Origin of the sequence: Bradyrhizobium embrapense (genome assembly GCF_001189235.2) — a bacterium.
Taxonomy (GTDB): domain Bacteria; phylum Pseudomonadota; class Alphaproteobacteria; order Rhizobiales; family Xanthobacteraceae; genus Bradyrhizobium; species Bradyrhizobium embrapense.
In genome coordinates this window covers 85,779-110,297 of sequence record NZ_LFIP02000008.1, presented here as the reverse complement: position 1 = coordinate 110,297, position 24,519 = coordinate 85,779, and the positions used below count along the sequence as shown (strand labels likewise).

General features: G+C 64.7%; 21 protein-coding genes and 1 pseudogene. 14 read left to right on the top strand and 8 right to left on the bottom strand.

All coding sequences use genetic code 11. The annotated features are described in order from the left end of the window. The first annotated feature begins 308 nt into the window (after positions 1-308). Positions 309-1,295: an ABC transporter substrate-binding protein gene (locus tag AKN83_RS29060; RefSeq protein WP_157113623.1), complete on the top strand. Its 987-nt coding sequence runs from the start codon at positions 309-311 to the stop codon at positions 1,293-1,295. Between the two features lie 324 nt (positions 1,296-1,619). Further along, positions 1,620-2,399 carry an SDR family oxidoreductase gene (locus AKN83_RS29055; protein WP_050404241.1) on the top strand — a complete coding sequence of 260 codons (780 nt, stop codon included), beginning with the start codon at positions 1,620-1,622 and terminating at the stop codon, positions 2,397-2,399. Between the two features lie 121 nt (positions 2,400-2,520). On the opposite strand, the gene AKN83_RS29050 is transcribed toward AKN83_RS29055, so the two are convergent. Next, complete coding sequence (locus tag AKN83_RS29050) at positions 2,521-2,820, bottom strand: HU family DNA-binding protein (RefSeq protein ID WP_021077434.1); 300 nt, start codon at positions 2,818-2,820, stop codon at positions 2,521-2,523. Between the two features lie 433 nt (positions 2,821-3,253). Here AKN83_RS29050 and AKN83_RS29045 point away from each other — a divergent pair, with 433 nt between their 5' ends. The 4 genes from AKN83_RS29045 (at position 3,254) to AKN83_RS29030 (ending at position 8,443) form a co-directional block, all read left to right on the top strand. Then, a complete protein-coding gene (locus tag AKN83_RS29045; protein WP_050404240.1) occupies positions 3,254-4,867 on the top strand; it encodes an ABC transporter substrate-binding protein in 1,614 nt (537 codons plus the stop codon). 143 nt (positions 4,868-5,010) lie between these two features. Then, positions 5,011-5,988, top strand: a complete 978-nt coding sequence (locus tag AKN83_RS29040) for an ABC transporter permease (RefSeq protein ID WP_050404239.1) — start codon at positions 5,011-5,013, stop codon at positions 5,986-5,988. 2 nt (positions 5,989-5,990) lie between these two features. Continuing rightward, on the top strand, positions 5,991-6,821 hold the full coding sequence (locus AKN83_RS29035) for an ABC transporter permease (RefSeq protein WP_050404238.1): 831 nt from the start codon (positions 5,991-5,993) through the stop codon (positions 6,819-6,821). Continuing rightward, complete coding sequence (locus tag AKN83_RS29030; RefSeq protein WP_063695581.1) at positions 6,818-8,443, top strand: ABC transporter ATP-binding protein; 1,626 nt, start codon at positions 6,818-6,820, stop codon at positions 8,441-8,443. Before AKN83_RS29035 ends, AKN83_RS29030 begins: the two co-directional genes overlap by 4 nt. Before the next feature lie 9 nt (positions 8,444-8,452). Here AKN83_RS29030 and AKN83_RS29025 read toward each other — a convergent pair whose 3' ends face one another. Next, positions 8,453-9,826: an NAD(P)/FAD-dependent oxidoreductase gene (locus AKN83_RS29025; protein WP_050404265.1), complete on the bottom strand. Its 1,374-nt coding sequence runs from the start codon at positions 9,824-9,826 to the stop codon at positions 8,453-8,455. 78 nt (positions 9,827-9,904) lie between these two features. On the opposite strand from AKN83_RS29025, the gene AKN83_RS29020 reads away from it, so the two are divergent. The 4 genes from AKN83_RS29020 to AKN83_RS29005 all read left to right on the top strand — a co-directional run bounded on the left by AKN83_RS29020 (position 9,905) and on the right by AKN83_RS29005 (position 13,954). Further along, positions 9,905-10,759, top strand: coding sequence for a VOC family protein (locus AKN83_RS29020; RefSeq protein ID WP_050404237.1), 855 nt, complete (start codon positions 9,905-9,907; stop codon positions 10,757-10,759). Positions 10,760-10,875: 116 nt separating this feature from the next. After that, positions 10,876-12,198 (top strand): ABC transporter substrate-binding protein, encoded by a 1,323-nt coding sequence (locus AKN83_RS29015; RefSeq protein WP_050404236.1) that lies wholly within the window; start codon positions 10,876-10,878, stop codon positions 12,196-12,198. Next, on the top strand, positions 12,195-13,133 hold the full coding sequence (locus AKN83_RS29010; RefSeq protein WP_050404235.1) for a carbohydrate ABC transporter permease: 939 nt from the start codon (positions 12,195-12,197) through the stop codon (positions 13,131-13,133). The genes AKN83_RS29015 and AKN83_RS29010 overlap by 4 nt, the downstream gene beginning before the upstream one ends. Then, on the top strand, positions 13,130-13,954 hold the full coding sequence (locus AKN83_RS29005) for a carbohydrate ABC transporter permease (protein ID WP_050404234.1): 825 nt from the start codon (positions 13,130-13,132) through the stop codon (positions 13,952-13,954). The genes AKN83_RS29010 and AKN83_RS29005 overlap by 4 nt, the downstream gene beginning before the upstream one ends. A gap of 361 nt (positions 13,955-14,315) precedes the next feature. On the opposite strand, the pseudogene AKN83_RS41455 reads toward AKN83_RS29005, so the two are convergent. Further along, a pseudogene (locus AKN83_RS41455) lies at positions 14,316-14,447 on the bottom strand (cysteine hydrolase); the annotation flags it as partial. A gap of 569 nt (positions 14,448-15,016) precedes the next feature. Here AKN83_RS41455 and AKN83_RS29000 point away from each other — a divergent pair. Further along, positions 15,017-16,705 (top strand): aspartate:alanine exchanger family transporter, encoded by a 1,689-nt coding sequence (locus AKN83_RS29000; RefSeq protein WP_050404233.1) that lies wholly within the window; start codon positions 15,017-15,019, stop codon positions 16,703-16,705. Positions 16,706-17,081: 376 nt separating this feature from the next. Then, on the top strand, positions 17,082-17,243 hold the full coding sequence (locus AKN83_RS40055; RefSeq protein ID WP_157113622.1) for a hypothetical protein: 162 nt from the start codon (positions 17,082-17,084) through the stop codon (positions 17,241-17,243). A gap of 97 nt (positions 17,244-17,340) precedes the next feature. Here the strand turns inward: AKN83_RS40055 and AKN83_RS28995 are convergent, their stop codons facing one another. Further along, entirely contained in the window at positions 17,341-18,018 is a 678-nt protein-coding gene (locus AKN83_RS28995; RefSeq protein ID WP_050404232.1) for a cysteine hydrolase family protein, read from the bottom strand. Between the two features lie 295 nt (positions 18,019-18,313). Here AKN83_RS28995 and AKN83_RS28990 point away from each other — a divergent pair, with 295 nt between their 5' ends. After that, on the top strand, positions 18,314-19,327 hold the full coding sequence (locus tag AKN83_RS28990) for a formamidase (RefSeq protein ID WP_050404231.1): 1,014 nt from the start codon (positions 18,314-18,316) through the stop codon (positions 19,325-19,327). Between the two features lie 13 nt (positions 19,328-19,340). On the opposite strand, the gene AKN83_RS28985 is transcribed toward AKN83_RS28990, so the two are convergent. Next, entirely contained in the window at positions 19,341-20,423 is a 1,083-nt protein-coding gene (locus AKN83_RS28985; protein ID WP_050404230.1) for a YeiH family protein, read from the bottom strand. A gap of 86 nt (positions 20,424-20,509) precedes the next feature. Here AKN83_RS28985 and AKN83_RS28980 point away from each other — a divergent pair, with 86 nt between their 5' ends. After that, positions 20,510-21,481 carry a LysR family transcriptional regulator gene (locus tag AKN83_RS28980; protein WP_050404229.1) on the top strand — a complete coding sequence of 324 codons (972 nt, stop codon included), beginning with the start codon at positions 20,510-20,512 and terminating at the stop codon, positions 21,479-21,481. Here AKN83_RS28980 and AKN83_RS28975 read toward each other — a convergent pair. The 3 genes from AKN83_RS28975 to AKN83_RS28965 form a co-directional block, all read right to left on the bottom strand. After that, a complete protein-coding gene (locus tag AKN83_RS28975; RefSeq protein WP_050404228.1) occupies positions 21,429-21,650 on the bottom strand; it encodes a hypothetical protein in 222 nt (73 codons plus the stop codon). The two genes, AKN83_RS28980 and AKN83_RS28975, sit on opposite strands and share 53 nt — an antisense overlap. A gap of 149 nt (positions 21,651-21,799) precedes the next feature. After that, positions 21,800-23,038 carry an ATP-binding protein gene (locus tag AKN83_RS28970; RefSeq protein WP_050404227.1) on the bottom strand — a complete coding sequence of 413 codons (1,239 nt, stop codon included), beginning with the start codon at positions 23,036-23,038 and terminating at the stop codon, positions 21,800-21,802. 149 nt (positions 23,039-23,187) lie between these two features. Beyond that, positions 23,188-24,459, bottom strand: coding sequence for an allantoate amidohydrolase (locus AKN83_RS28965; protein ID WP_050404226.1), 1,272 nt, complete (start codon positions 24,457-24,459; stop codon positions 23,188-23,190). Positions 24,460-24,519: the final 60 nt, after the last annotated feature.

Below are 24,519 nucleotides of genomic sequence, written 5' to 3'. Positions count from 1 at the left end.
TGGAATTTCGAATGTGGTCGGCGCGGCAGCCGAACTCTCCACGATCGCAGCGCGCGACGATGAAAGGATTTTCGCCCTCATAACGGCGCAGACCTGAAACAGAACGCCTCCGGTTGCACCAAATTTGAGCGAAACATCGCCGCTTGCGCGATGTCTTCTACGCATGACGGTCCGGCGAGATCATCCTTGCTGCGCGCGGGCTGATTTCAGTTTTCCGTTTCGTTGACGGCGAACGGCTTGCTCATAGACTTGCTCGAACGCTGCCGCGCTTCCCGACGAGCAGCGAATGAATCAGAAAGAAAATGCATATGCGCAAACTGACCCGCTCGGGTTCTCCCAACACTCTCACCCGCCGCACCGCGGCCGCGCTGATCACCGCCGTGATCACGCTGTCGACGTCGGCCGCGGCGTTCGCGGCAGACCCGATCGTGCTGCGCGTCGGCGACCAGAAGGGCGGCAACCGCTCGCTGCTCGAGATTTCCGGCTTCGCCAAGGACCTGCCCTACAAGATCGAATGGTCGGAATTCCCGGCCGCAGCGCCGATCCTCGAAGCACTCAATGCCGGTGCGCTCGACGTCGGCTACACCGGCGACCTCGCCTTCCTCACGGTCTATGCCGCGGGCGCACCGATCAAGGCGATCGGCGGCACGCGCGCCGATCCGAAGACCCAGGCGATCCTGGTGCGGGCGGATTCGCCGATCAAGACCGCAGCCGATTTGAAGGGCAAGCGCCTCGCCGGCACCCGCGGCGGCTGGGGCCAGTTCCTGATCGACGCGACCTTGGAGAAGGCCGGCAACAAGATCGAGGATGCCAGCTTCGCCCCGCTCGGCCCGGTCGACGCCAAGATCGCGCTGGTTGCCGGTTCGATCGACGGCTGGGCGGTGTGGGAGCCCTACGTCTCCTACGCGACGCTGAAGGACAACGCGCGCGTGGTCGCCGACGGCGAGGGGCTGACACCGACCGTCACTTTCATCGTCGCCTCCGACAATGCGATCGCGACCAAGCGCGCGGCGGTGCAGGACCTCGTACAGCGGCTGAACAAGGCGCGGCTGTGGTCGCTCGACCATCTTGCCGAATACGCGAAGAGCACGGCCGAACTTACGAAACTGCCGGAAGACGTGCTGCTTGCCGCCTACACCGCACAGAAGACGAGCCCGATCGCGATCGACGAGGCCGTGGTGAAGGAGGTTCAGGCCGCCTCCGACCGCGCCACGCGCTACGGTATCCTCGGCAAGACGCTGGATGTTAGCAAGGCCGTCGACCGCAGCTTTACCGCCGGCGCGAGCCTGAACTAGCGGCGGTTCTTCACCTCCCCTTGAAAAGGGGAGGTCGGATTGCGCGAACGCGCAAACCGGGTGGGGATCCTGCCTCCGCGAGCGCCGGCGTCCGTGGAGAGCAACCCCCCACCCGGCCCTCCCCCTTCCAGGGGGAGGGAGACAGGCAGCGGTGCTCGCCTCACCGTGCAACCGGGAGAACGCACATGCAGAGCCACAGCAGACAGGTGCCCGGCCCACTCCATCTCGCGATCATCGTCACAGCACATCTGCTCTGCATGACCTTGTTGGTCGCGCTGTCGGTTTGATAGCGTTCTCCGAGGGCCAGCCCCAGGGAGAACAACAATGAACCTATCCATGAAGGACCGCGTCGCGGTTGTCACCGGCGGCAGCAAGGGCATCGGGATCGCCGTGGCACGGCGGTTTGCGGAATCCGGCGCCAAGGTCGCGATCCTCGCCCGCGGCGCGGCCGATCTCGCCGCCGCGCGCGAGGCACTCGCCAGGGACGGCCTCGTGGTGCGCGACTATGTCTGCGACGTCGCGAAAGCCGCCGACATCAACAAGGCTCACGACCAGATCGTCGCCGATCTCGGCAAGATCGACGTGCTGGTCAACAACGCGGGCACCGCGCGCACGCTGGCGTTCGAGAGCATCAGCGACGAAGCCTGGCAGGAAGACCTCGACCTGAAACTGTTCGCTGCGATCCGCTTCAGCCGGCTGGTGTGGCCGGGCATGAAGCAGCGCAAATGGGGCCGCATCATCAACGTGCTCAACACCTTCGCCAAGGCGCCGGCCGGCAATTCCGCGCCGACCTCGGTGTCGCGCGCCGCGGGCATGGCCCTGACCAAGGTCATGGCCAATGAAGGCGGCGAGCACAACATCCTGGTGAATGCGCTCCTGGTCGGGCTGATCATGAGTGATCAGTGGGTCAAGCGGCACGCCGCCCAAGCGCCGGACACCGATTTCGGGGAGTTCGCCAAGAACCTTGCCAAGGGCACGCCGCTCGGCCGGATCGGCACGGCGGAGGAGTTCGCCAACCTCGCCTGCTTCCTGGCCTCGGAGCAAGGCTCCTATATCACCGGCACCGCCATCAATGTCGATGGTGGCCGGTCGCCGGTGGTCTAGAGCTTCGGCTTCGATCCAGCCGAAGTCGAAGCTCCAGGGTCTTGCTTTGGCAGGCAGCAACCTAGGGCAGGTAGCGACGGCTCAAAAGCAAAAGGCCTCCGTCACCGGAGGCCTTTCCATCTTAAACCGCGTCCTTGGCGGCCTTGACCGGCCGTGCGCGGACGATCTTCCGGGCCGGCTTGGCCTTGAACATCATCTCTTCGCCGGTGAAGGGGTTGGTGCCCTTGCGCGCCTTGGTCGCAGGCTTCTTGACCACAACGAACTTCGCGAAGCCGGGGACGAGGAACACCCCGGCCTTCTTCAGCTCCTTGTGGCCGACATCGACGAGCGAGTCCAAAACGTTCTTGACGTCGCGCTTGGAGAGTTCGGTGGTGGTCGCGATCTTCTCGATCACTTGCGACTTCGACAGTTGGGTAGCCATGGTTGCTCCATTGATTCTGGAGTGGGCACGATATGGCGGAAAACGCCGAGAAAAACAGTGTTTTCTGCACTCGCCACGACAATATCGCTGTGGACAGCCCCCGAATCAGGGTTTTTTCCAGTGTTTTCTCCAGTCAAGTCGCTTCCGACCCCTAAAATTACAGCGTTTGCGCGGCTTCGGGGCTCCCGAAACGGCCCCCCCCGAGAGAATCACTCGACGCATCCCGCGCCGCCCGCGCGCGACAATGTTGCGTACAGTTCGGGTTGCGGCGCGTCGCAGCGCGCCACTTCAGGTTTCGGAAACGATCCTCCAAAAGACCGAGGCATTAGAAAATGACTCGGGTTCCCATTCCATCGTAACATCGTAAAGGGCGCCACGGCCGATCGGCCGGCCCCTGCCGCAAGCCTTTATGTATGTTCTGGAGACCCCGCGTATGGATTTGTCCCGCCTCGAGATCAACCGCCGCACGGCCCTGCTGACCTCGGCCGCGATTGCGGCCAACGTCATCAATCCGATGCGGGCATTCGCGCAGGAAACCCCGCGCAAGGGCGGCGTGTTCAACGTCCATTACGGCGCCGAGCAGCGCCAGCTGAACCCGAGCATCCAGGCCTCGACCGGCGTCTACATCATCGGCGGAAAGATCCAGGAGAATCTGGTCGACCTCGACGCCAGCGGCCAGCCGGTCGGCGTGCTCGCCGAGAGCTGGGAGGCGACGCCGGACGGCAAGACCGTCACCTTCAAGCTGCGCAAGGGCATCACCTGGCACGACGGCAAGCCGTTCACCTCGGAGGACGTCGCCTTCACCGCGATGAACATGTGGAAGAAGATCCTGAACTACGGATCGACGCTGCAGCTGTTCCTCACCTCGGTCGATACACCCGATCCCCAGACCGCGATCTTCCGCTACGAGCGGCCGATGCCGCTGAACCTGCTGCTGCGCGCCCTGCCCGACCTCGGCTACGTCTCGGCCAAGCATCTCTATGAGAGCGGCGACATCAGGCAGAACCCGACCAATCTGGCGCCGGTCGGCACCGGCCCGTTCAAATTCGTCAAATACGAGCGCGGCCAATACATCATCGCTGAACGCAACCCCGACTACTGGCGCCCGAACGCCCCCTATCTCGACCGCATCGTCTGGAAGGTGATCACCGACCGCGCCGCCGCGGCCGCGCAGATGGAGGCCGGCGAACTGCACTACAGCCCGTTCTCGGGGCTGACGATCTCGGACATGGCCCGGCTCGGCAAGGACAAGCGCTTCATCGTCCAGACCAAGGGCAATGAGGGCAACGCCCGCACCAACACCATCGAGTTCAACTTCCGCCGCAAGGAACTGTCCGACATCCGCGTCCGCCGCGCCATCGCGCATGCGATCAACGTGCCGTTCTTCATCGAGAACTTTTTGGGCGATTTCGCCAAGCTCGGCACCGGCCCGATCCCGTCGACCTCCACCGATTTCTATCCCGGACCGAACACACCGCAATACCCTTACGACAAGGCCAAGGCGATCGCGCTGCTGGATGAGGCCGGCTTCAAGGCCACCGGCGGCAACCGCTTCGCGCTGAAACTGCTGCCGGCGCCGTGGGGCGAGGACATCTCGCTGTGGTCGACCTTCATTCAGCAGTCGCTCGGCGAAGTCGGCATCCAGGTCGACATCGTGCGCAACGACGGCGGCGGCTTCCTCAAGCAGGTCTATGACGACCACGCCTTCGATCTCGCCACCGGCTGGCACCAGTACCGTAACGACCCCGCGGTCTCGACCACGGTGTGGTACCGCTCCGGCCAGCCCAAGGGCGCGCCGTGGACCAACCAGTGGGGTTGGGAGGACAAGACGGTCGACAAGACCATCGACGATGCCGCGACCGAGGTCGATCCGGTGAAGCGCAAGGCGCTCTATGCCGATTTCGTCAAGGAGGTGAACACCGAGCTGCCGGTCTGGATGCCGATCGAGCAGATCTTCGTCACCGTGATCACGGCCAAGGCGCGCAACCACTCCAACACGCCGCGCTGGGGCTCGGCGAGCTGGCACGATCTTTGGCTGAGCGCGTGAGTTGACCGCAGTTTCAATCTCAATGGAGCGCGGATCCATCCACACCGTCATTGCGAGGAGCGAAAGCGACGAAGCAATCCATCCTTCCGCGCGCGCTGCGCGATGGATTGCTTCGCTTCGCTCGCAATGACAGAGTAAAAGTCATGCGTATCCTAAGCCTTGCGGGGCGGCGGCTGGCCGCCTCGATCCCGACCCTGTTCCTGATCCTGATCGGCGTGTTCCTGCTGTTGCAGCTCGCGCCGGGCGACACCGTCGACGCTCTGATGGCGCAGATGGGCGGCGGCGACGCCGCGACCGCACAACAGCTGCGCAAATTCTACGGGCTCGACCTCTCGGTTCCGGCGCAGCTCGGCAACTATCTGTGGCACCTGGTGCGGCTCGATCTCGGGTTCTCCTCGATCTACGGCAAGCCGGTCGCGACCGTGATCCTGGAACGGCTGCCGCCGACCATCCTGTTGATGACCGCTTCGCTATCGTTCGCGTTCTTCTTCGGCCTCCTGTTCGGTGTGATCGCCGCGCGCGGCGTCAACCGCTGGCCGGACACCCTGATTTCGACACTCGGCCTGATCTTCTACGCCACCCCTTCGTTCTGGTTCGGGCTGATGGCGATCGTGGTGTTCTCGGTCTATCTGCAATGGCTGCCATCCGGCGGTTTCCAGGACATCGGAACGGTACAGACCGGAGTCCGGGGCGTGCTCGATATCGCCGCGCATCTGGTGCTGCCGACGCTGACGCTCGGGCTGATCTTCCTGGCGATCTATCTGCGCATCATGCGCGCCTCGATGCTCGAGGTCCTGAACCTCGATTTCGTCCGCACCGCCCGCGCCAAGGGTCTGGACGAGACCCATGTCATCACCCGCCACGTGCTGCGCAACGCGCTGCTGCCGATGGTGACGCTGATCGGGTTGCAGGCCGGCACCATGCTCGGCGGCTCGGTCGTGGTCGAGAGCGTGTTCTCGCTGCCCGGCCTCGGCCGCCTCGCCTATGAATCCGTGGTGCAGCGCGACCTCAACACCTTGCTCGGCATCGTCTTCGTGTCGGCGCTGCTGGTCATTGTCGTGAACTTCGTGGTCGACCTGCTCTACGCACGGCTCGATCCCCGCATCGCGGCGGAGGGCTGACGATGGACGCAGCGAAACGCTACTTCCGCAGCCCGGCCGCCGTGATCGGCCTGATCCTGCTGCTGCTGATCGTCGCAATGGCGGTCAGCGCCAGCTTCCTCTATCCGCGCGATCCGCTCGCCCTGGCGGGCCGGCCGCTAGTCTGGCCGTTCTCCAACCCGCGCTTCCTGCTCGGTACCGACAATTCCGGCCGCGACATCGCCGCGCAGATCTTCTACGGCGCGCGGATATCGCTCTTGATCGGCGGCGTCGCCACCGTGATCGCGATTCTGATCGGCATCCTGGTCGGCGCCTTCGCCGGCTATTACGGTGGCTGGGTCGACAACGTTCTGATGCGGATCACGGAAGCGTTCCAGACCTTGCCGAACTTCGTGCTGCTACTGGTGCTGGTCGCGGTGTTCGGCTCGACCTTGACCACGGTGACGATTGCGGTCGGCGTGGTGTCGTGGCCGGCGCCGGCGCGGCTGACCCGCGCCGAGTTCCTGTCGCTGCGCAACCGCGAATTCGTCCAGGCCGGCAAGACGCTCGGCATGAAAGACCTTCAGCTGATTCTCGGCGAGATCCTTCCCAACGCGCTGCCGCCCGTGATCGTCTATGCCAGCGTGGTGATGGCGGTCGCAATCCTATTGGAAAGCGCGCTGGCGTTCCTGAGGCTGTCCGATCCCAACGTCGCCTCCTGGGGCAATCTGATCGGACTCGGCCGCGACGTGCTCCGGGTGCAGTGGTACGTCTCGGCGATCCCCGGCATTGCGATCCTCGTCACCGTGCTCGCGGTGTCGCTGGTCGGCCAGGGCCTCAACGATGCACTCAATCCGAGGCTGAAGAGCCGATGAGCGACACCGTCCTTTCGCTCGACGGCCTGACGGTGCGCCTGCCCAAGGGCGCCGACCGGCCGCATGCGTTGTCCGATGTCTCCCTCTCGGTCGCCTCCAACGAGATCCTCTGCGTGGTCGGCGAGTCCGGCTCCGGCAAATCGATGATGGCGAACGCCATCATGCGGCTGCTGCCGAATGAGGTCACGATCGAACGGGGCCGCATGATGTTCGACGGCCGCGACCTCTGCGCTGCAGATAGCGCCGAAATGCGCGAGGTGCGCGGCGCCGGGATTGCGATGATCTTCCAGGAGCCGATGACGGCGCTCAATCCGCTGCGCACCATCGGCGACCAGATCGGCGAGATGTTTGCGATCCACACCGCTCTCTCGAAAGCCGAGATCAATGGGCGCGTGCTCGCGCTGCTTGAGGACGTGCGCATCCCCGATCCCAAGGCCGCCGCAAAGGCCTATCCGCACGAGCTGTCTGGCGGCCAGCGCCAGCGCGCCATGATTGCGATGGCGCTGGCGCTGGATCCGAAGCTCTTGATCGCCGACGAGCCGACCACCGCGCTCGACGTCACGACGCAGGCGCAGATCCTAAAGCTGATCCGCGATCTGCAGCAGCGCAAGAAGACGGCGGTGCTGTTCATCACCCATGATTTCGGCGTGGTGGCCGAGATCGCCGACCGCGTCGTGGTGATGCAGCACGGCGCGATCGTCGAGCAAGGCACGGCCGACAAGGTGCTGAACGACCCGCAGCATGTCTATACCAGGCAGCTGATCGCGGCGGTCCCGCCGCTGACGGCGCCGCCGCCGCGCATCCTCTCCGGCAAGGACATTCTGACCATCGACGGCGTCTCGAAAACCTACCGCACCGGCGGCTTCCTCGGCCGCGGCGCACGAGTGACTGAGGCAGTGAAGAACGTCTCGCTGCGCCTGCCGCGCGGCGCGACGCTCGGCATCGTCGGCGAATCCGGATCGGGCAAATCGACGCTGGCGCGCTGCATCGTCCGGCTGATCGATCCCGACAGCGGATCGATCGTGCTCAACGGCAAGGACTGGGCGAGGCTCGGCCGCGAAGAGATCAGGCGCGCGACCCGGCACATCCAGATGGTGTTCCAGGATCCGTTCGCCTCGCTCAATCCGCGCCGCAAGGCGGCCGAGCTGGTGGCGCAGGGACCGATCGTGCACGGCGCCGATCGGGCGATCGCGATCGCCGAAGCCCGACAACTGTTCGAACTGGTCGGCCTCGATCCGTCCGCCGGCGACAGATTCCCGCATGAATTCTCCGGCGGCCAGCGCCAGCGCATCGGGCTCGCACGGGCACTGGCGCTGAAGCCCGATGTGCTGGTGGCGGACGAGCCGGTCTCGGCGCTCGACGTCTCGGTGCAGGCCCAAGTCCTGAGGTTGCTCGCCGAACTGCGCCAGCAGCTCGGCCTCTCCATCATCTTCATCACACACGATCTGCGGGTCGCGGCGCAGATCTGCGATCTCGTCGCCGTGATGAAGGACGGCGCCGTGGTCGAGCAAGGGCTGACCGCCGAGGTGTTCGGTAGGCCGCAGCATCCCTATACGCAGGCGCTGCTGTCGGCGATCCCCGGCGGCGACTTCACGCGCAAGCGCGATGCCTTGATCGCCTGATCGGGCCGCTCACCTTTGCTGCGAGCGGCGCGCGGCGAGCAAATGCTCCGCCCAACGCAGCAGCTCGAAGCGATCGCCCTTGACCAGCTCCTGCGCATCGCGCTGCCGGTACAGCACCAGCATCCAGGGCGCGAGCTTGCGCAGCAGTCCGTGCGCCATGTACTGCACCGGCTCGGTGAACGGCAGCGCCAGCTCGCTTTCCGGCACGCCCTGCACCGCTTTCGCCAGTTCGCGGCCGAGCGGAAGCGTCAGCGCGACGGCGCGACCGTTGCAGCCGGTCCAGCCATAGGCGTTCGGTCCGAGCCGATGCATGCGCGGCAGGAAATCCGCGGTCATCCCGACATAGCCGTTCCAGACATAGTCGAAGGAGACGTCGCCGATCTGCGGCCACAGCCGCTGCAACCGCTCGGTCACTCGTGTCTTGAGCCGCCCGGTCTTGTCGCCCGGACCGAGCACGGCCCCGCCGGTGACGAGGCGATTGCGGGCGTCGTAGCGCGCGAAATACAGCTCGCCATGGGTATCCGACATCGCCTGCCTGCCGGGGATGATGGTCTTGCGGACATTGTCCGACAGCGGCTGCGTCGCCATCTGCCACGACAGCACCGGCATCACCTCGGTCGCGATCTCGGGCACCAGCGATTTCGCGAACTCGCCGCTATAGGCATTGGTTGCGACCACCAGCGCGCGGCCGGAGATCTCGCCCCGCTCGGTCTTCACCACCCAGCGATCGCCGCGACGCTCGAAGCTCAGCGCGGGCGAACGGGCATAGATCCGCGCGCCGAGGTCGAGCACGGTCCGCGCAAGGCCCCGCGCCAGCGCCAGCGGATTGACGTGACCGCCGGTCCTGTTCCAGAAACCGCCGTACCAGGCATCCGAGCCGAGCATGTCCCTGGTCTGGTCGCGCGACAGCAATTCGACCGGCGCGCCGAATTTCGACCATTGCTGCACCCGCCGCTCCGCGATCTTGATGCGGCCCGGCGAATGCACCGGCTGCACCCAGCCCGCCTGCTCCTGCTCGGCCTCGATATTGTAGCGCTTGACGACGTCGAACAGCATGGCCGCGCTGTCGCGCAGCATCGCGACGAAGCGCTCGCCGGCAGCGCCGTGCCGCTTGATGATGTCATCGGGATCCGGGCGCGACAGCGTCGGGATCACCTGGCCGTTGTTGCGGCCGGACGCGCCCCAGCCCGGCTCGGCGGCCTCGACGATCGCGACGCCGACATTGGCCTCGCGCAGATGCAGCGCGGTCGACAGGCCCGTGAAGCCGCCGCCGATGATGACGACATCGGCTTGCTGCGCACCGGTCAATTCGGGACAATCAGGGCCTGAAGGCGTCACTGCTGCCCAGAGCGAATTGGGCCAGCGCACGGCATTGCTGCTCATCATGATCCTTTCTTGCGGGCGCCCGGCCATTCTGGTTAGCTTTACTCTACTCTCCTATTTCAGCCGGGAAGACAACAAGTGGCACTCAAGAACGTCATTGGAATCGATCACGCCGTGGTCATGGTGAAGGACCTCGACAAGGCCGCCGAGAACTACAGGCGGCTCGGCTTCACCGTGTCGCCGCGCGGCACCCATAGCGCGCATATGGGATCGGGCAATTACACCATCATGTTCGACCCCGACTACATGGAATTGCTCGGCGTGCTGACGCCGACCGAACACAATGCGCCGGCGCGCGCCTTCCTCGAGAAGCGCGGCGAAGGCATCGAACGCATCGCGTTCACCGCCGTCGATTCCACCGCCGGCGCCGAGGAGATCCGCGCGCGCGGCTATCCGCCGGTCGGGCCGACCGATTTCGAGCGCCCAGTGACCTTGCCGAACGGCACCGTCTCGGCGGCGAAATTCCGCACCTTCCAGTGGCCGACCGCCGAGGCGCCGGGCGGCGTCCGGATCTTCGCCTGCCAGCACAAGACCCGCGAGACGGTGTGGATTCCCGAATTGATGACGCACGCCAATGGGGCAAAACGTCTCAAGCAGGTGCTGATCGTCTCGCCCGATCCCGCAACCGACGCCGCGCATCTCTCCAGGATGATCGATATCGCGGTCAGGAATGATTCCGACAGTGCGGTTGCGGTGCCGTCCGGCGGCGATCGCGCCGACTTCGTGTTCCTGACCAGGGACCAGCTCGGCAAGCGCTATCCCGGCGTATCGCTGGATGGCCTGCCCGAGCGCGGCGGCGCCGGTCTCGTGATCGCGGCCGACCTCGCCGCCACCGAGAAGGCGCTGGGCTCTGCCGGCGTCAAGAGCAGCGGCGGCATCACCGTGCCGCCGGCGGCGGCGAACGGCACCCTGCTCGCCTTCGTCAAGGCATAACTGCCATACCATGCGCGGCGCAACGTTATGCAGCGGCGCCGCGCATGTGGGGGCTAGGCACGGAAAGTTGAGACGCTAGTATCTCTCCCAAACAAGAACCGTCCTGGGAGGGAAGAATGTCGCATCACCTGATCTCGCGCCGGCAGATGCTTGCCGGCACCGCCGCCGCGGGCGCCGTTGGATTGACCGGATTTCCGGCCCGCGCCGAGGTCAACTGGAAGAAATATTCCGGCACCACGCTGGAAGTCAGCCTCGTCAAGGGACCGCGCGGCGACAATCTGCAAAAATACATCAAGGAATTCACCGAGCTCACCGGCATCAAGGTCGAATCCGAGCAGGTCCCCGAGCAGCAGCAGCGCCAGAAATGCGTGATCGAACTGTCGTCGGGCAAGCCGAGCTTCGACGTCGTGCATCTGAGCTATCACGTGCAGAAGCGGCAATTCGAGAAGGCCGGCTGGCTCGCCGACATGTCGGGCTACCTCAAGGATCCGAGCATGACGCTGCCGGACCTCGTCGAGAGCGATTTCTCGGCCGCCGGCCTGCAATATGCGCGCAACGACAAGGGCCAGATGCTGTCGCTGCCATGGTCGGTCGACTATTTCATCCTCTACTACAACAAGGAGCTGTTCCAGAAGAAGGGCGTCGAGGTCCCGAAGACGCTGGATGAGATGGTGGTCGCCGCCGAAAAGCTGACCGATTCCAAGGAAGGCATCTACGGCTTCGTCGGCCGCGGCCTGCGCAACGCCAACATGGCGATGTGGACCAACTTCTATCTGAACTATGGCGGCGAATTCCTCGATGCCAAGGGCAACATCCTGACCGACGGCCCCGAGGCGATCGAGGCCACGAAACTCTATCAGCGGCTGCTGACGAAATGCGCGCCGCCCGGCGTCGCCGGCTTCAACTGGATGGAGTCGATGGCCTCGTTCACACAAGGCCGCGCGGCGATGTGGATCGACGCCGACGGCTGGGCGCCGCCACTGGAAGACCCCGCCGCCTCGCGCGTCGTCGGCAAGGTCGGCTACACGCTGGTGCCCGCCGGCCCCAAGGGCAAGTTCTCCTCGACCTATGGCGACGGCGTCGGCATCGCCGCGGCCAGCAAGAACAAGGAAGCCGCCTATCTGCTCTGCCAATGGGTGGTTTCGAAGGGACAGGGCGCGCGCCTGCTGCAGGCCGGCGGCGGCGTGCCGTTCCGCAATTCGATCGTCGACGACGCCGAGGTCGCCAAGGGCGTCAAGACCAAGGAATGGCTGCAATCGGTGGTCGATTCCGCCAAGATCTCGAAGCTCGGCCTGCCCGTCATCATCCCGGTCGCCGAATTCCGCGACATCGTCGGCGCGGCGCTGACCGCGACCCTGTCGGGCGCCGATCCCGCCACCGAGCTGAAGAAGGCACACGAGCAATTTCGCCCCATCCTGGAGCGCAGTGAAAAAGCGTGAGCGTGGTGACACAGGCTGAGCTGGCGGCGGTCGAGAACCAGCCGCCGGCGCGTGAATGGCGGCCGCCGTCCTACTGGCCGTTCGTGATCCCGGCACTCGTCGTGGTGCTGGCGGTGATCATCTTTCCATGGGTGTTCACGATCTGGATGAGCCTGCAGGAATGGAAGGTCGGCTCGCCGACCGTCTTCGTCGGGCTCGCCAACTATTTGCGGCTGCCGACCGATCCGCGCTTCGTCGAGGCGGTCGGGCACACGCTGTCCTACACCGCGCTGTCGGTGGTGCTGCCGCTGGTGTTCGGCACGCTGGCGGCGGTGGTGTTTCATCAGAAATTCGCCGCGCGCGGCTTCCTGCGCGGCATCTTCATCATGCCGATGATGGCGACCCCGGTGGCGATCGCGCTGGTGTGGACCATGATGTTCCACCCGCAGCTCGGCATCCTGAACTATCTGCTGTCGCTGGTCGGCCTGCCGCCGCAGCTCTGGGTGTTCAACCCGACGACGGTGATCCCCTCGCTGGTGCTGGTCGAGACCTGGCAATGGACGCCGCTGGTGATGCTGATCGTGCTCGGCGGCCTCGCCGCGATCCCGACCGAGCCCTATGAGAGCGCGCAGATCGACGGCGCCAATTTCTGGCAGGTGTTCCGCTTCATCACGCTTCCTCTCATCATGCCGTTCCTGTTCATCGCCGGGATGATCCGCATGATCGACGCGGTGAAGAGCTTCGACATCATCTTCGCGATCACGCAAGGCGGACCGGGATCGGCGTCGGAGACCATCAATGTCTATCTCTACAGCGTCGCCTTCGTCTATTACGACCTCGGCTACGGCTCGGCGATCGCGGTGGTGTTCTTCCTGCTGATCGTGGCGCTGGCGGCGCTGCTGCTCTACTTGCGCAAGCGCCTGCTGTGGACGTCGCAGCTCGGGAGCGAGGCATGAACCCGCGCGCTATCCTCGGCCGGATCGGGCTGTGGCTGTCGGTGTTCGTCATCGTCTCGCCGGCGATCCTGTTCTTCCTCTGGATGGCCTCGCTGTCGCTGAAATTCGAGATCGACAACGCCTCCTATCCGCCGGTGTTCATCCCGGAGCATTTCGCCTGGAGGAACTATGCCGATGTGTTCGCATCCAACCGCTTCCTGACCTATTTCAGCAACAGCCTCGTCGTCACCGGCTGCGCCACCGCGCTTGCGATGCTGGTCGGCGTGCCCGCGGGCTACGGCATTGCGCGGATGGCCGCACATAAATCGGCGATCGTGATCCTGATCGCGCGCATCACGCCGGGCCTCTCGTATCTGATCCCGCTGTTCCTGCTGTTCCAGTGGCTCGGCCTGCTCGGCACGCTGGTGCCGCAGATCATCATCCACCTCGTGGTCACGGTGCCGATCGTGATCTGGATCATGATCGGCTATTTCGAGACCACGCCGCTGGAGCTCGAGGAAGCCGCGCTGATCGACGGCGCCACGCGCTGGCAGGTGTTCCGCCATGTCGCGCTGCCGATCGCGAGGCCCGGGCTCGCGGTCGCCTTCATCCTCGCGGTGATCTTCTCCTGGAACAATTTCGTCTTCGGCATCGTGCTGGCCGGGCGCGAGACCCGCACGCTGCCGGTCGCGGTCTACAACATGATCTCGTTCGACCAGCTGAGCTGGGGCCCGCTCGCCGCCGCAGCGCTGATCGTGACGGCACCGGTGCTGCTGCTCACCGTGATGGCGCAGCGCCAGATCGTCGCCGGTCTCACCGCGGGCGCGGTGAAAGGCGGCTAGGGCAAGATGATGATATCGGGCTGTCGCAGGGGGCCGCTGCCAAAATATCGAAAACAACCCCATGCACAGTAGCTGACGGCAGCCGGTGCGCGATCAGGCAACTTGACACGTCGGGCAACTCAGGGATATATTTCTAATATTCCGAAATTGTGCGGCATGCTGCGCTTACCCAAGGGTGAGGTGAACTTCTGCCGCCGCTCCGCCGGGCCAGTAGCCCGGATGCAGCGCAGCGCAATCCGGGATTCCGGGCCGCGGAGACCGGTCCCGGATTTCGCTGCGCTGCATCCGGGCTACGAACTCTTCTCCGTTCCGCAAGCGTAAGAGGATCGGAGTGTCTTCGCCGTCGCACGCTCCAGCCAGCCAGTGCCTCCAGCAGCGCGGCTGAATCGGCGACCCAGCCAAAGATCCCGCCCTGGGCCCCGATCATCTTCAGGCCCATCTCGTCGAATTCCGGGAAGTAGGATGCGCAGCCGTCAGAGATCACGACGCAGCGTTAGCCGCGCGGTCGTTGGCCGCCGCGGTGTTGACAGCGGCGCGGGATCCGATGTCTCGGTCTCCGCCTTTGGGCCGTTAGCCGATGCGCAGAAATGAAGAAACCGCGAACCGAGGCCAGCTTCTCACATAAAGATTGCGATCGCAGCGAACGCAAATGGGGTTAGTCCCAAGATCACAATGCTCGCCGTATAAAGGATTTCGTCGTCCATGAGACAACTCCCGCGTCTTGGAGCTGAATCATACTGCTCAAGGCATCAGACAATTTTGAGCCGCGTCAAATCTTTGGAGTCCTCTTACTCAGTCTTGGGCGTTGAGTTTCCCGCTCTCCCAGCTGAATTCGCCGGAATTCTTAAGCCGAACCCTGACGCGCGGCAGATGAGAACACTTCGCGGGACGGCTATCCGCGTTGTGTCGACGAGCCGCGCAAGGCACTGGCCAGCCGACGAGTGAGGCAACGGCGTCCGCTCTTCCCTCGCAAGCGCTGCATGCCTCCGCTTGATATGAATCAAGCAATCCCTTGAATTTCCGGAATTACACTCCCGCAAGGCTGGTCAGGAGAAATGCAATATGAGCACCATCAGGTGGATCATTTCCGCTGCTCCGGAAATCTTCTTGCTGTTGGCCATTGCCGTCGGCACGATCCTGGGCCGCGTCAAGATTCACGGATTTGCGATCGGGACCACGGCATGTGTTCTCATCGTGGCGGTGCTGATCGGGCAGTTTGGCAGCTTTGCATTCCCTCCCGTGCTCCGCGTCATCCTCTTCAGCCTCTTTGTATTCACGATCGGCTACCGCTCCGGGCCTGAGTTCTTCGCTTCGCTCAGCCTGCGTACGCTGGCGCAGGTCGCGATGGCGCTGGTGCTGGGAGGCACCGGGCTTCTGATCGTGCTTGCGTTCGCATTCAGCTTCAGACTTGATCCTGGCACGGCATCGGGAATCGCCGCGGGTGCGCTGACGCAATCCTCCGTTATCGGCACCGCGTCGGGCGCGCTGGCCCAGCTCGGCCTGCCAGACGACGTGCTGAAGCAGCAGGAAGCCAATATCGCAGCCGGCTACGCCGTCACCTATGTGCTCGGCTACATTCTGACACTGCTATTTGTACCGTTCGTCGCACCGAAGCTGATGCGCGTCGACCTTAAAGCCGAGGCCAAGAAGCTGGAAGCCGAGCTTGCCGGGGGCGAAGCACCGCCAGCCGAAAATCTCTCGTACCGGAAGTTTCAAGCTCGCGCCTATCTCGTGTCGACCGCCGCTGGGCGATCGGTCAAATCGATTGAGGAGCAAATCGGCAGCCGGACCGTCGTTGAACGCATCGTTCGTCAAGGGATCGACATAGAGCCGCATCTGGACACCGCGCTGGAGGCTGGCGACAACATCGTCATCGCCGGACGCACCGCAGCCCTCGTCGCCGCCAGACCTATCATAGGCAACGAAATCGACGCCGACGAGATCCTTAAGGCAATTCCCGGCAATGTGATCGAAGTGCTGGTCGACAATCGCAAGCTTCACGGTCGGTCGCTCAGAGACGTGGCCGAACAGGTCGGCGGCAATGCGCGCGGCGTCTTCCTGCGTGCGCTGACGCGGATGGGCCGCGAAGTGCCGTTGAGCGCGGATACGCGTGTCTATGTGGGTGACGTCATGACGTTGGTCGGCAGCACAAGGAATATCGAGGGAGCCGCCGGCAACGTCGGCCAGATCCTGCGGACAGGCGACCGCGCCGATATCGCCTTCCTTGCCGCCGGTATCGCCGTCGGCCTGCTGGCGGGTCTTGCCAGTATTAAAGTTGGCGGCGTCGCGCTCACTCTTGGTGGCGGCGGCGGCGCGCTGATCGCCGGCCTCGTCTGCGGCTGGTTGCGTTCGCGCCGGCCAACCATAGGCGCGCTGCCGCCGGCCGCGCAGCAAACGCTGATCGATGTCGGACTGGGCGGCTTCATCGCGGCGATAGGTCTTGGCAACGGCGCAGCCGCCTGGACCGCGATTCAGGCGCACGGCCTGATGCTTGTCGGCATGGGCCTTGTCATTACCATCGTGCCACTGGTGGTCGCCACACTGTTTGCCTTTTACGTGCTACGCATGAATCCCGTGGTGACCTGCGGCGCGCTGGCAGGCGCGATGACCGTCGATGCCGCCGTAACCGGCGCCTGCGAGATGGCGGAGAGCCAGACCCCGGTCCTCGGCGTTGCCGTTCCCTACGCCGTTGGCAATGTGATCTTGACGGTGCTCGGCCCGATCATCGTGGCCAGCACATATGGCGGCTGAGGGCTTGTCACATCGTCTGCTGTCTGATCGATTTCGTCGGCCGGAGCGATTGATGTTCGGCTTCGGAGCGTTGCCGCGAAGTCCGGTTGGACCATAAGCCAACAACAGGACGTTACCCGGCCGCGCGCCCCACGTGGAAGCGGAGTTGATCTCGCTCAAGTTGGCCGGCGGTGGGTGGGCTAATCAGAAAGCGCGTAGCCCCCACTACGCGAGCAATACCCTGCCCCAGGGCCGCTGGCTTCCCCAAGGGCCGGCGGCCTTTTTGTCTGGATTGACGCGGAGCCCTTTGGTGCTAACAGCAGCGGAATGCCGAGACTTGGCCCGGAGCTACAGGAGTCAATCAAAAGACCGCGCAGTCTCCCCAAAGCAGGCGAATGTGCTGCGTAACATCGCCAACAGCCTTTCGGGGCTCGCAAAACAACTCGAGATGCTAGCCGATGATGAACAAGAAGGCCTGGGCCGGGGAGCCAGACCATCAGAGTTCGGCCGCTGCGTGCTGTTGGCGCGCGTGGGTGTTGCTAACGAGGAAGCATTCTAGAGCATGATCCGGAAAAGTGTGAAGCGGTTTTCCGAGAAGATCATGCTCAAACAAGGAGCTAAAGCGCGATGACGATTCAACTCGATCTCATCGCGCTTTAACCAGTCAGTGCCTGCAGCACCGCGGCTGAATCGGTGACCCAACCAAAGATGCCGCCCTGGGCCTTGATCATCTTCAGGCCCATCTCGTGGAATTCCGGGAAGTAGGACGCGCAGCCGTCGGAGATCACGACGCAGCGGTAGCCGCGGTCGTTGGCCTCGCGCACCGTGGTGTTGACGCAGACCTCGGTGGTGACGCCGCAGACCAGGAGATTCTCGATGCCGTATTTCTGCAGGATGTCGCCGAATTCGGTGGCGTAGAACGCGCCCTTGCCCGGCTTGTCGATCACGATCTCGCTCTCGAGCGGATAAAGCTCGGGGATGATGTCGTGTCCGGCCTCGCCGCGGATCAGGATCCGCCCCATCGGTCCGGGATCGCCGATCCGCAGCGACGGCGCGCCGCGCTCGACTTTCGCCGGCGGCGCATCGGAGAGATCGGGCAGATGGCCCTCGCGGGTATGGACCACGAGCAAGCCGGCGTCACGCACTGCCGCGAGCACCGCGGCGATCGGCTGCACCGCACGGGCAAGCTGGCTGACGTCGTTGCCGAGCGTTTCGCCGAAGCCGCCCGGCTCCATGAAATCGCGCTGCATGTCGATGATGACGAGCGCGGTCCTGCTCCAGTCCAGCGTGATCGGCGCCGGCTCCGCCGCGATTGTCCCGCTTGAATTCGCCATGACGCACACCCCGACTGCGAGAAGACCTGCGCCTGATTAAGCAAACCGCGTGCCATCGCGCAATGATACGCCCGCCGACCGCAACCGCCCGAAACGTCCGGCATCTCAATCTGTTGGGACACGCGCGCAGCCGTTCTCCGCGCCATCCTCCCGCGCTCTCACCGGCACCTGATTTGCCGGTCGTTCGATCTTGCTGGCATGATCGTTGCTAACCGGAAGCCGGACGGGAAGCCCGACCGAACGAAAACCATCGTTCGCGAAAGACAGCCCATTTCAAACAGGCGAGAGGACAGGCATGAATGGACTTGGCGGCCTCAACAAATCACCCAACGGCGTGGTGATCGGACTGGTGCAGCTGCAGCTGCCCGCGGTCGCGACCAAGGCCGATCTGGCACGGCAGACCGAGCGCATCGTCTGGATGGTCGGCAAGGCGCGGCGCAATCTCGCCACCATGGATCTGGTCGTCTTCCCGGAGTATTCGCTGCATGGTTTATCGATGGATACCAACCCGGAGATCATGTGCCGGCTCGACGGGCCTGAAGTTGCGGCGTTCAAGATGGCCTGCATCGACAACAAGATCTGGGGCTGCTTCTCCATCATGGAGTTCAATCCGCACGGCAACCCCTACAACTCCGGGCTGATCATCGACGATCACGGCGAGATCAAGCTCTACTACCGCAAATTCCATCCCTGGATTCCGGTCGAGCCGTGGGAGCCGGGCGACATCGGCATTCCCGTGATCGACGGGCCGAAGGGCGCGAAGATCGCGCTGATCATCTGCCACGACGGCATGTTCCCGGAGATGGCGCGCGAATGCGCCTACAAGGGCGCCGAGATCATGATCCGCACCGCAGGCTACACCGCGCCGATCCGCGACAGCTGGCGCTTCACCAACCAGGCCAACGCGTTCCAGAACCTGATGGTGACGGCCAATGTCTGCATGTGCGGCTCGGACGGCTCGTTCGATTCGATGGGCGAAGGCATGATCGTCAATTTCGACGGCAGCATCATCGCGCACGGGACCACGGGGCGGGCCGACGAGATCATCACCGCCGAGGTGCGGCCCGACCTCGTGCGCGAGGCGCGGATCAACTGGGGCGTCGAGAACAACATCTATCAACTCTGGCACCGCGGCTATGTCGCGGTGAAGGGCGGCGCGATGGATTGCCCCTACACCTTCATGCAGGACATGGTGTCCGGCCGCTTCCGCCTGCCCTGGGAAGACCAGGTCAAGATCACCGACGGCACGTCCTGCGGCTTTCCTGCACCGACCCGGCTGTTCGGCAAGACCGCGAAGGCCGCCGAGTAGCGCCCCCTCGCGGCTACTTGAAGAAGTGCACGAGGCCGATGCTCAGGGCCAGCAGCAGCATCAGCGACAGCGTGACGGCCGCCGTCACGCGGCCGCCGACGGTCGAGAGCACGCGCACATCGACGCCGAGCCCGAGCGCGGCCATCGACACGACGGTGAGAATCGCGGCCGTCTTCGTCACCGGCGCGATTGCGATGTCGGGCACCAGCTGGAACGAACGCAGGGCGGCCAGCACCAAAAAGCCGATGATGAACCAGGGCACCAGCTTGAACGGGCTGATCGCGGCTGCCTTTGCAGGACCCTCCTCGGCCGTGCCGGCCTCGGTGCCTGCCTTGCGCCGCCGCGCCACGAGCAGCGAAAGGGTAACCACGATCGGGCCCAGCATCAGGACGCGCACCAGCTTCACCAGCGTGCCGATCTGGGTCGAGACGATGCCGGCCGGCACGGTCGCCGCCAGCACCTGCGGCACGGCATAGACCGTGAGGCCGGCGAGGATGCCGTATTGCGTCGCCGTCAGCTTCAAGAGCGGGATCAGCAGCGGCAGGCCGAGCACCATCAGCACGCCGAGAATGGCGGTGAACGAGATCGACGAGGCGATGTCATCGCCATCGGCCTCGATCACCGGCGCTACCGCCGCAATCGCGGAGTTGCCGCAGATCGAGTTGCCGCAGGCGATCAGGATCGCGAGCTTGGCCTTGAGCCCGAGCAGGCGGGCGAGGCCATAGCTCACCGCAAGCATGATGACGACGGTCAGCGCGATCGCGCCGATCAGGAGCCAGCCCGAGGCCAGGATCGCGGCGAAGCTGATGGACGCGCCGAGCAGCATCACCGCGACCTCGAGCAGCTGCTTGGCGCTGAAGGCGATGCCCGAGCGCCAGCGCTCCGCGGGCTCCCAGGCGGTGCGGACCGCCATGCCGAGCAGGATCGCAACGACCAGGGCCTCGATATAGGGGTGCTCGAAAACCCGCTCTTCGGCGGCCTGGATGCCGAGCGAGACGATCGTGACCACCCCGCAGAGCAGAATGCCCGGAATGAGCAGGAATACGCGCCTCAGCACGCCCTGCTTCTGCCCCTGGTCTTGTTCTTGTTGCGGCACGAAATCCTCTTTTCAGAGAAGATTTTATGCGCCTATGGGCGCCTCTTGGCTAATATCTTTTCGAACTGCCCCGATAGAGAGAAGTTATGTCCCTCAACCTGCACCTGCTCCGCCTGTTCGCGGCCGTGGCGAGAACTGGAAGCTTCTCCCGCGCCGCCGATCTGCTGCACATCAGCCAGCCGGCGATCTCCAAGGGCGTGCGAGATTTCGAACTGCAGGTCGGCTGCCGGCTGCTCGACCGCACGCCGAAGGGGGTGCGGCCGACCCGGGAGGGCGCGGCGCTGGCCCGCCATGCCGAGACGCTGTTCGCGGCCGAGCGGGCCGCCGAGGACGAATTGCAGGCACTGCGCAATCTCGATAGCGGCTCGCTGCGCATCGGCGCCAGCACCACGATCGCGACCTACATGATCCCGGAATATCTCGGCGTGTTTCACCGCGCGTTTCCCGGCATCGACCTGCATGTGGTGAGCGCCAACACCTCTGACATCGCTGCGCTGATGCTGGGACATGAGATCGAGATCGCGCTGGTCGAGGGGCCGGTCGAGGACGAGAACTTGATCAGCGCCGCCTGGCGCACCGATGTGATGGTCCTGATCGCGGGTCCGGATCATCGCTTCGCAGCCGCCACAGGGCCGATCGACGTCCGCCTGCTGAACGACGAAATCCTGATCGTGCGCGAGCCCGGCTCCGGCACCCGCGAGGTGGTGGCACAGGCGCTGGCCGCCCACCGCGTCGAACCGCAGCGCACGCTCGAGATCGGCAGCACCGAGGCGATCAAGCAGGCGGTGGCGGCCGGGGTCGGCGTCGCCATCGTGTCGGTCGCGACGATCGACGATCAGGTCAAGCTCGGAAAGCTCAAGGTGATCCCGATCAAGGGCGTCCAAATCGAGCGCACGCTGTGGCAATTGAAATCGCCCGGCCGGCTGGACGTGCCGGCGGCGGTGGCGTTCGAGGGGATCATTCGGGAGACGCGGGCCGCGAAGACGGCGCCGCGCATGCCGGCGGCTAAAGCGCGGCGAACAGACCCTGCGCCCACGCAATCGCGTGCTCGAAGCTGAACACGCCGGGCTCGAAATAGACCGCGCGCGCCAGCACGATGCCGACCACCAGCACCCAGAACACGCTGGTGCCCGCGGTCTTCAGCCATTTCGACAAACCCTCGCTCGCGGCCGAGGAATCGACCGCGGGAACCGGCTCACCGAAGGGCTCGAATGCGGATTGGCTCATCGTCGTACCAACAAAGAATACCGCAACAATGTCGCGACGACGGGGGCAGAAGCAAGGGTCACGGAATGCCTTTTGCGCCGGTACCTTGGAAGGACGTTTTCCAGCCCGAAAGCCGGAGAGCATTTCCTTCTCAGCCCGCCAGTCCGGCCTCAATGATCGATCGCGCGCTGCGGCGCCAGGCGCGGCAGCGTGATCCGCACGCTGGTCCCCATGCCCGGGGCGCTGTCCAGAAGGAGCTCGCCGCCCAGCCGGTTCGTGACGATGTTGTGCACGATGTGGAGGCCGAGCCCGATGCGGCCGATGTCGCGGCGCGTGGTGAAGAAGGGATCGAAGGCCTGCCGCAGCACGTCGTGACTCATCCCGCAGCCATCGTCGGCGAACAGGATCTCCACCTGGTCGGTACACAGCGCGCGCAGCCGGATCGTGATGGTGCCGCCCTTGCCGTCCGGAAATGCGTGCACGACCGAGTTGACGAACAGATTGGTCAGCGCCTGGCCGTAGGGGCCGGGATAGCTGTTCATCGCAAGACCGGACGGGCAATCGACCCCGAGCGCCAGATTGTTCTTCGGCAAGGCCGGACGCAAATTCGAAAGCACCTGCTCGGTCACCTCGCCGAGATCGAACTGGCTGCGGTCGAAATAGCTGCGATCGACCGCTACCTGTTTGAAGGATTGCACCAGGTCCGCCGCGCGCTTGAGGTTGCCGACCAAAAGCGCCGACGCGCTTTCGACCACCTCGATGAAATCACTGAGGGTCGAGCGCTTCAGCTTGCCGCGCGCGGCCTCGGCGGCGAAGGCCGCGCATTTCTGCTCCAGCACCGAGGCGACCGTGAGGCTGGTGCCGACCGGACTGTTGATCTCATGCGCGACGCCGGCCACCAGCCTACCCAGCGCCGCAAGTTTTTCCGCTTCGATCAGCGACGCCTGGGTCTCCTGCAAATGATGCAAGGCCTTCTCGGCTGCATCGCGCGCGGCGCGGATCTCGCGTTCGCTGCGCTTGCGGTCGGTGATCTCTTCGGCCGCGACGTTGACCCCGACGATGCTGCCGTTCGGCTCGCGCTGCGGATGCCAATGCGTGATCCAGCATCGTTCGTCATTGTGGCCCGGACGCTGGCCGTACACCTCGACGCCGGTCACTGGTTCTCCGGTCTCCATGATCGAGCGAACGATGCCCTCGACCGCGGTGGCGAGTCCGGGCACGCAATCATGCACCGTGCGTCCGAGATGGCCTTCGACCGAGATGCCACATATCTCGGTGAGCCGCTGGTTGATCTGGAGGTAACGGCAATCCGGAGAGAGGTAAGCAAGACCGATCGGCGCCGTGTCATAGATCAGCTGCAGCGCCGGTTGCTTTGGGAACTGAACGTCCTGGACGACGGACGACCGCATGTCCTTCCCCCCGTTGACGCCAAGTCTAGCGGTTCACGATGTTCCCGCAATAGGCGGAGCCAAGCCGGCATTGGCGTCGGCCCTGTCCAGAATCGGCACGGGTTGAGGTTGGCGGAGCCGGGATCGGTACCTGCCGCCTCGCGGCGGCCTCAGCTATTCACTGTACCGTGCGCTCGGAAATTCTCGACGAGGCGCAGCAGCACGCGCGCGCCGGTGTCGGCGTCGGCGAGCTCGACATGCTCGGCGGGATTGTGGCTGATCCCGCCGCGGCAGCGCACGAAGATCATGCCGATATCGGCGACGTCGACCATCGCCATGCCGTCGTGGCCGGCGCCGCTCGACAGCTCGAACACGGCGTGCCCCTCGGCCGCGACCGCCGCGGCGATCTGCGTCTTGAGCCATGGCGCGCAGGGCACACTGCGGTTCTCGTGGGTGACGTCGATCTGCAAGGCGAGTTCGCGACGCCTTGCGATCGCCTCGATCTGCCGCACGATATCGGCGACAGCACGCTTGCGATGCGTGTCGCTCTGGGAGCGGATGTCCATCGTGAACGACACCTTGCCCGGGATCACGTTGGTGGCGCCGGGCATCGCGTTGATGTAGCCGACGGTGCCGACCAGGCCGGCCTCGTCGCTCCTGCAGAACTCCTCGATCGCAACGATGCATTCGGCCGCGCCCGTCAGTGCGTCGCGCCGCAGCTTCATCGGCACGGTGCCGGCATGGCCGGCGACGCCGGTGAGATTGGCAGCGAGCCGCGTCGCGCCTGAAATCGCTGACACGACGCCGACCGGCAGCGCGTTCTGTTCCAGCACCGGCCCCTGCTCTATATGCAGCTCCACATAGCCGAGCAGCTCGCGGCGGGCGCGCGCCGCCTTGCCGATATGATCGGGGTCGAGCCCGAATTGAATCAGCGCATCGCGCATCGAGGTGCCGGCGCGATCGCGCGTGTTGAGCACGCTCTCGTCGAAGGTGCCGGCGACCGCGCGGCTGCCGAGCAGGGTCGAGGCGAAGCGCACGCCCTCCTCGTCGGCAAAACCCACGATCTCGATCGCGAACGGCAGCCGCCTGCCGCGCCGGTTGAGATCGGCGACGCAGGCGATCGCGGTGATGACACCGAGCGGGCCGTCCCACCGGCCGGCGTCGCGCACGGTGTCGTAGTGCGAACCGAGCATCAGGGCCGGCAGGCCTGGCCGCTCACCCTCGTAGCGGCCGCAGACATTGCCGATGGCGTCGAGATGCGCGCTCATGCCGGCCTCGCGCATCCACGACAGGATGAGATCGGCCGCCTTGCGATGCTCGTCGGTGAGGAAGACGCGCGCCAGATACTCCGGCGTCTCGGAGATCGCCGCGAGTTGATCGATCCGCGCCACGATCTCCTCGCCAAGGGACGACGGATTCGAGGACGGTTTGGTCTCGCTCATGCTGTTTCCCATCAGTCCGCCCCGGCGCTGCAGCCCGCCTCACTCGTAGCAGGCCCGATC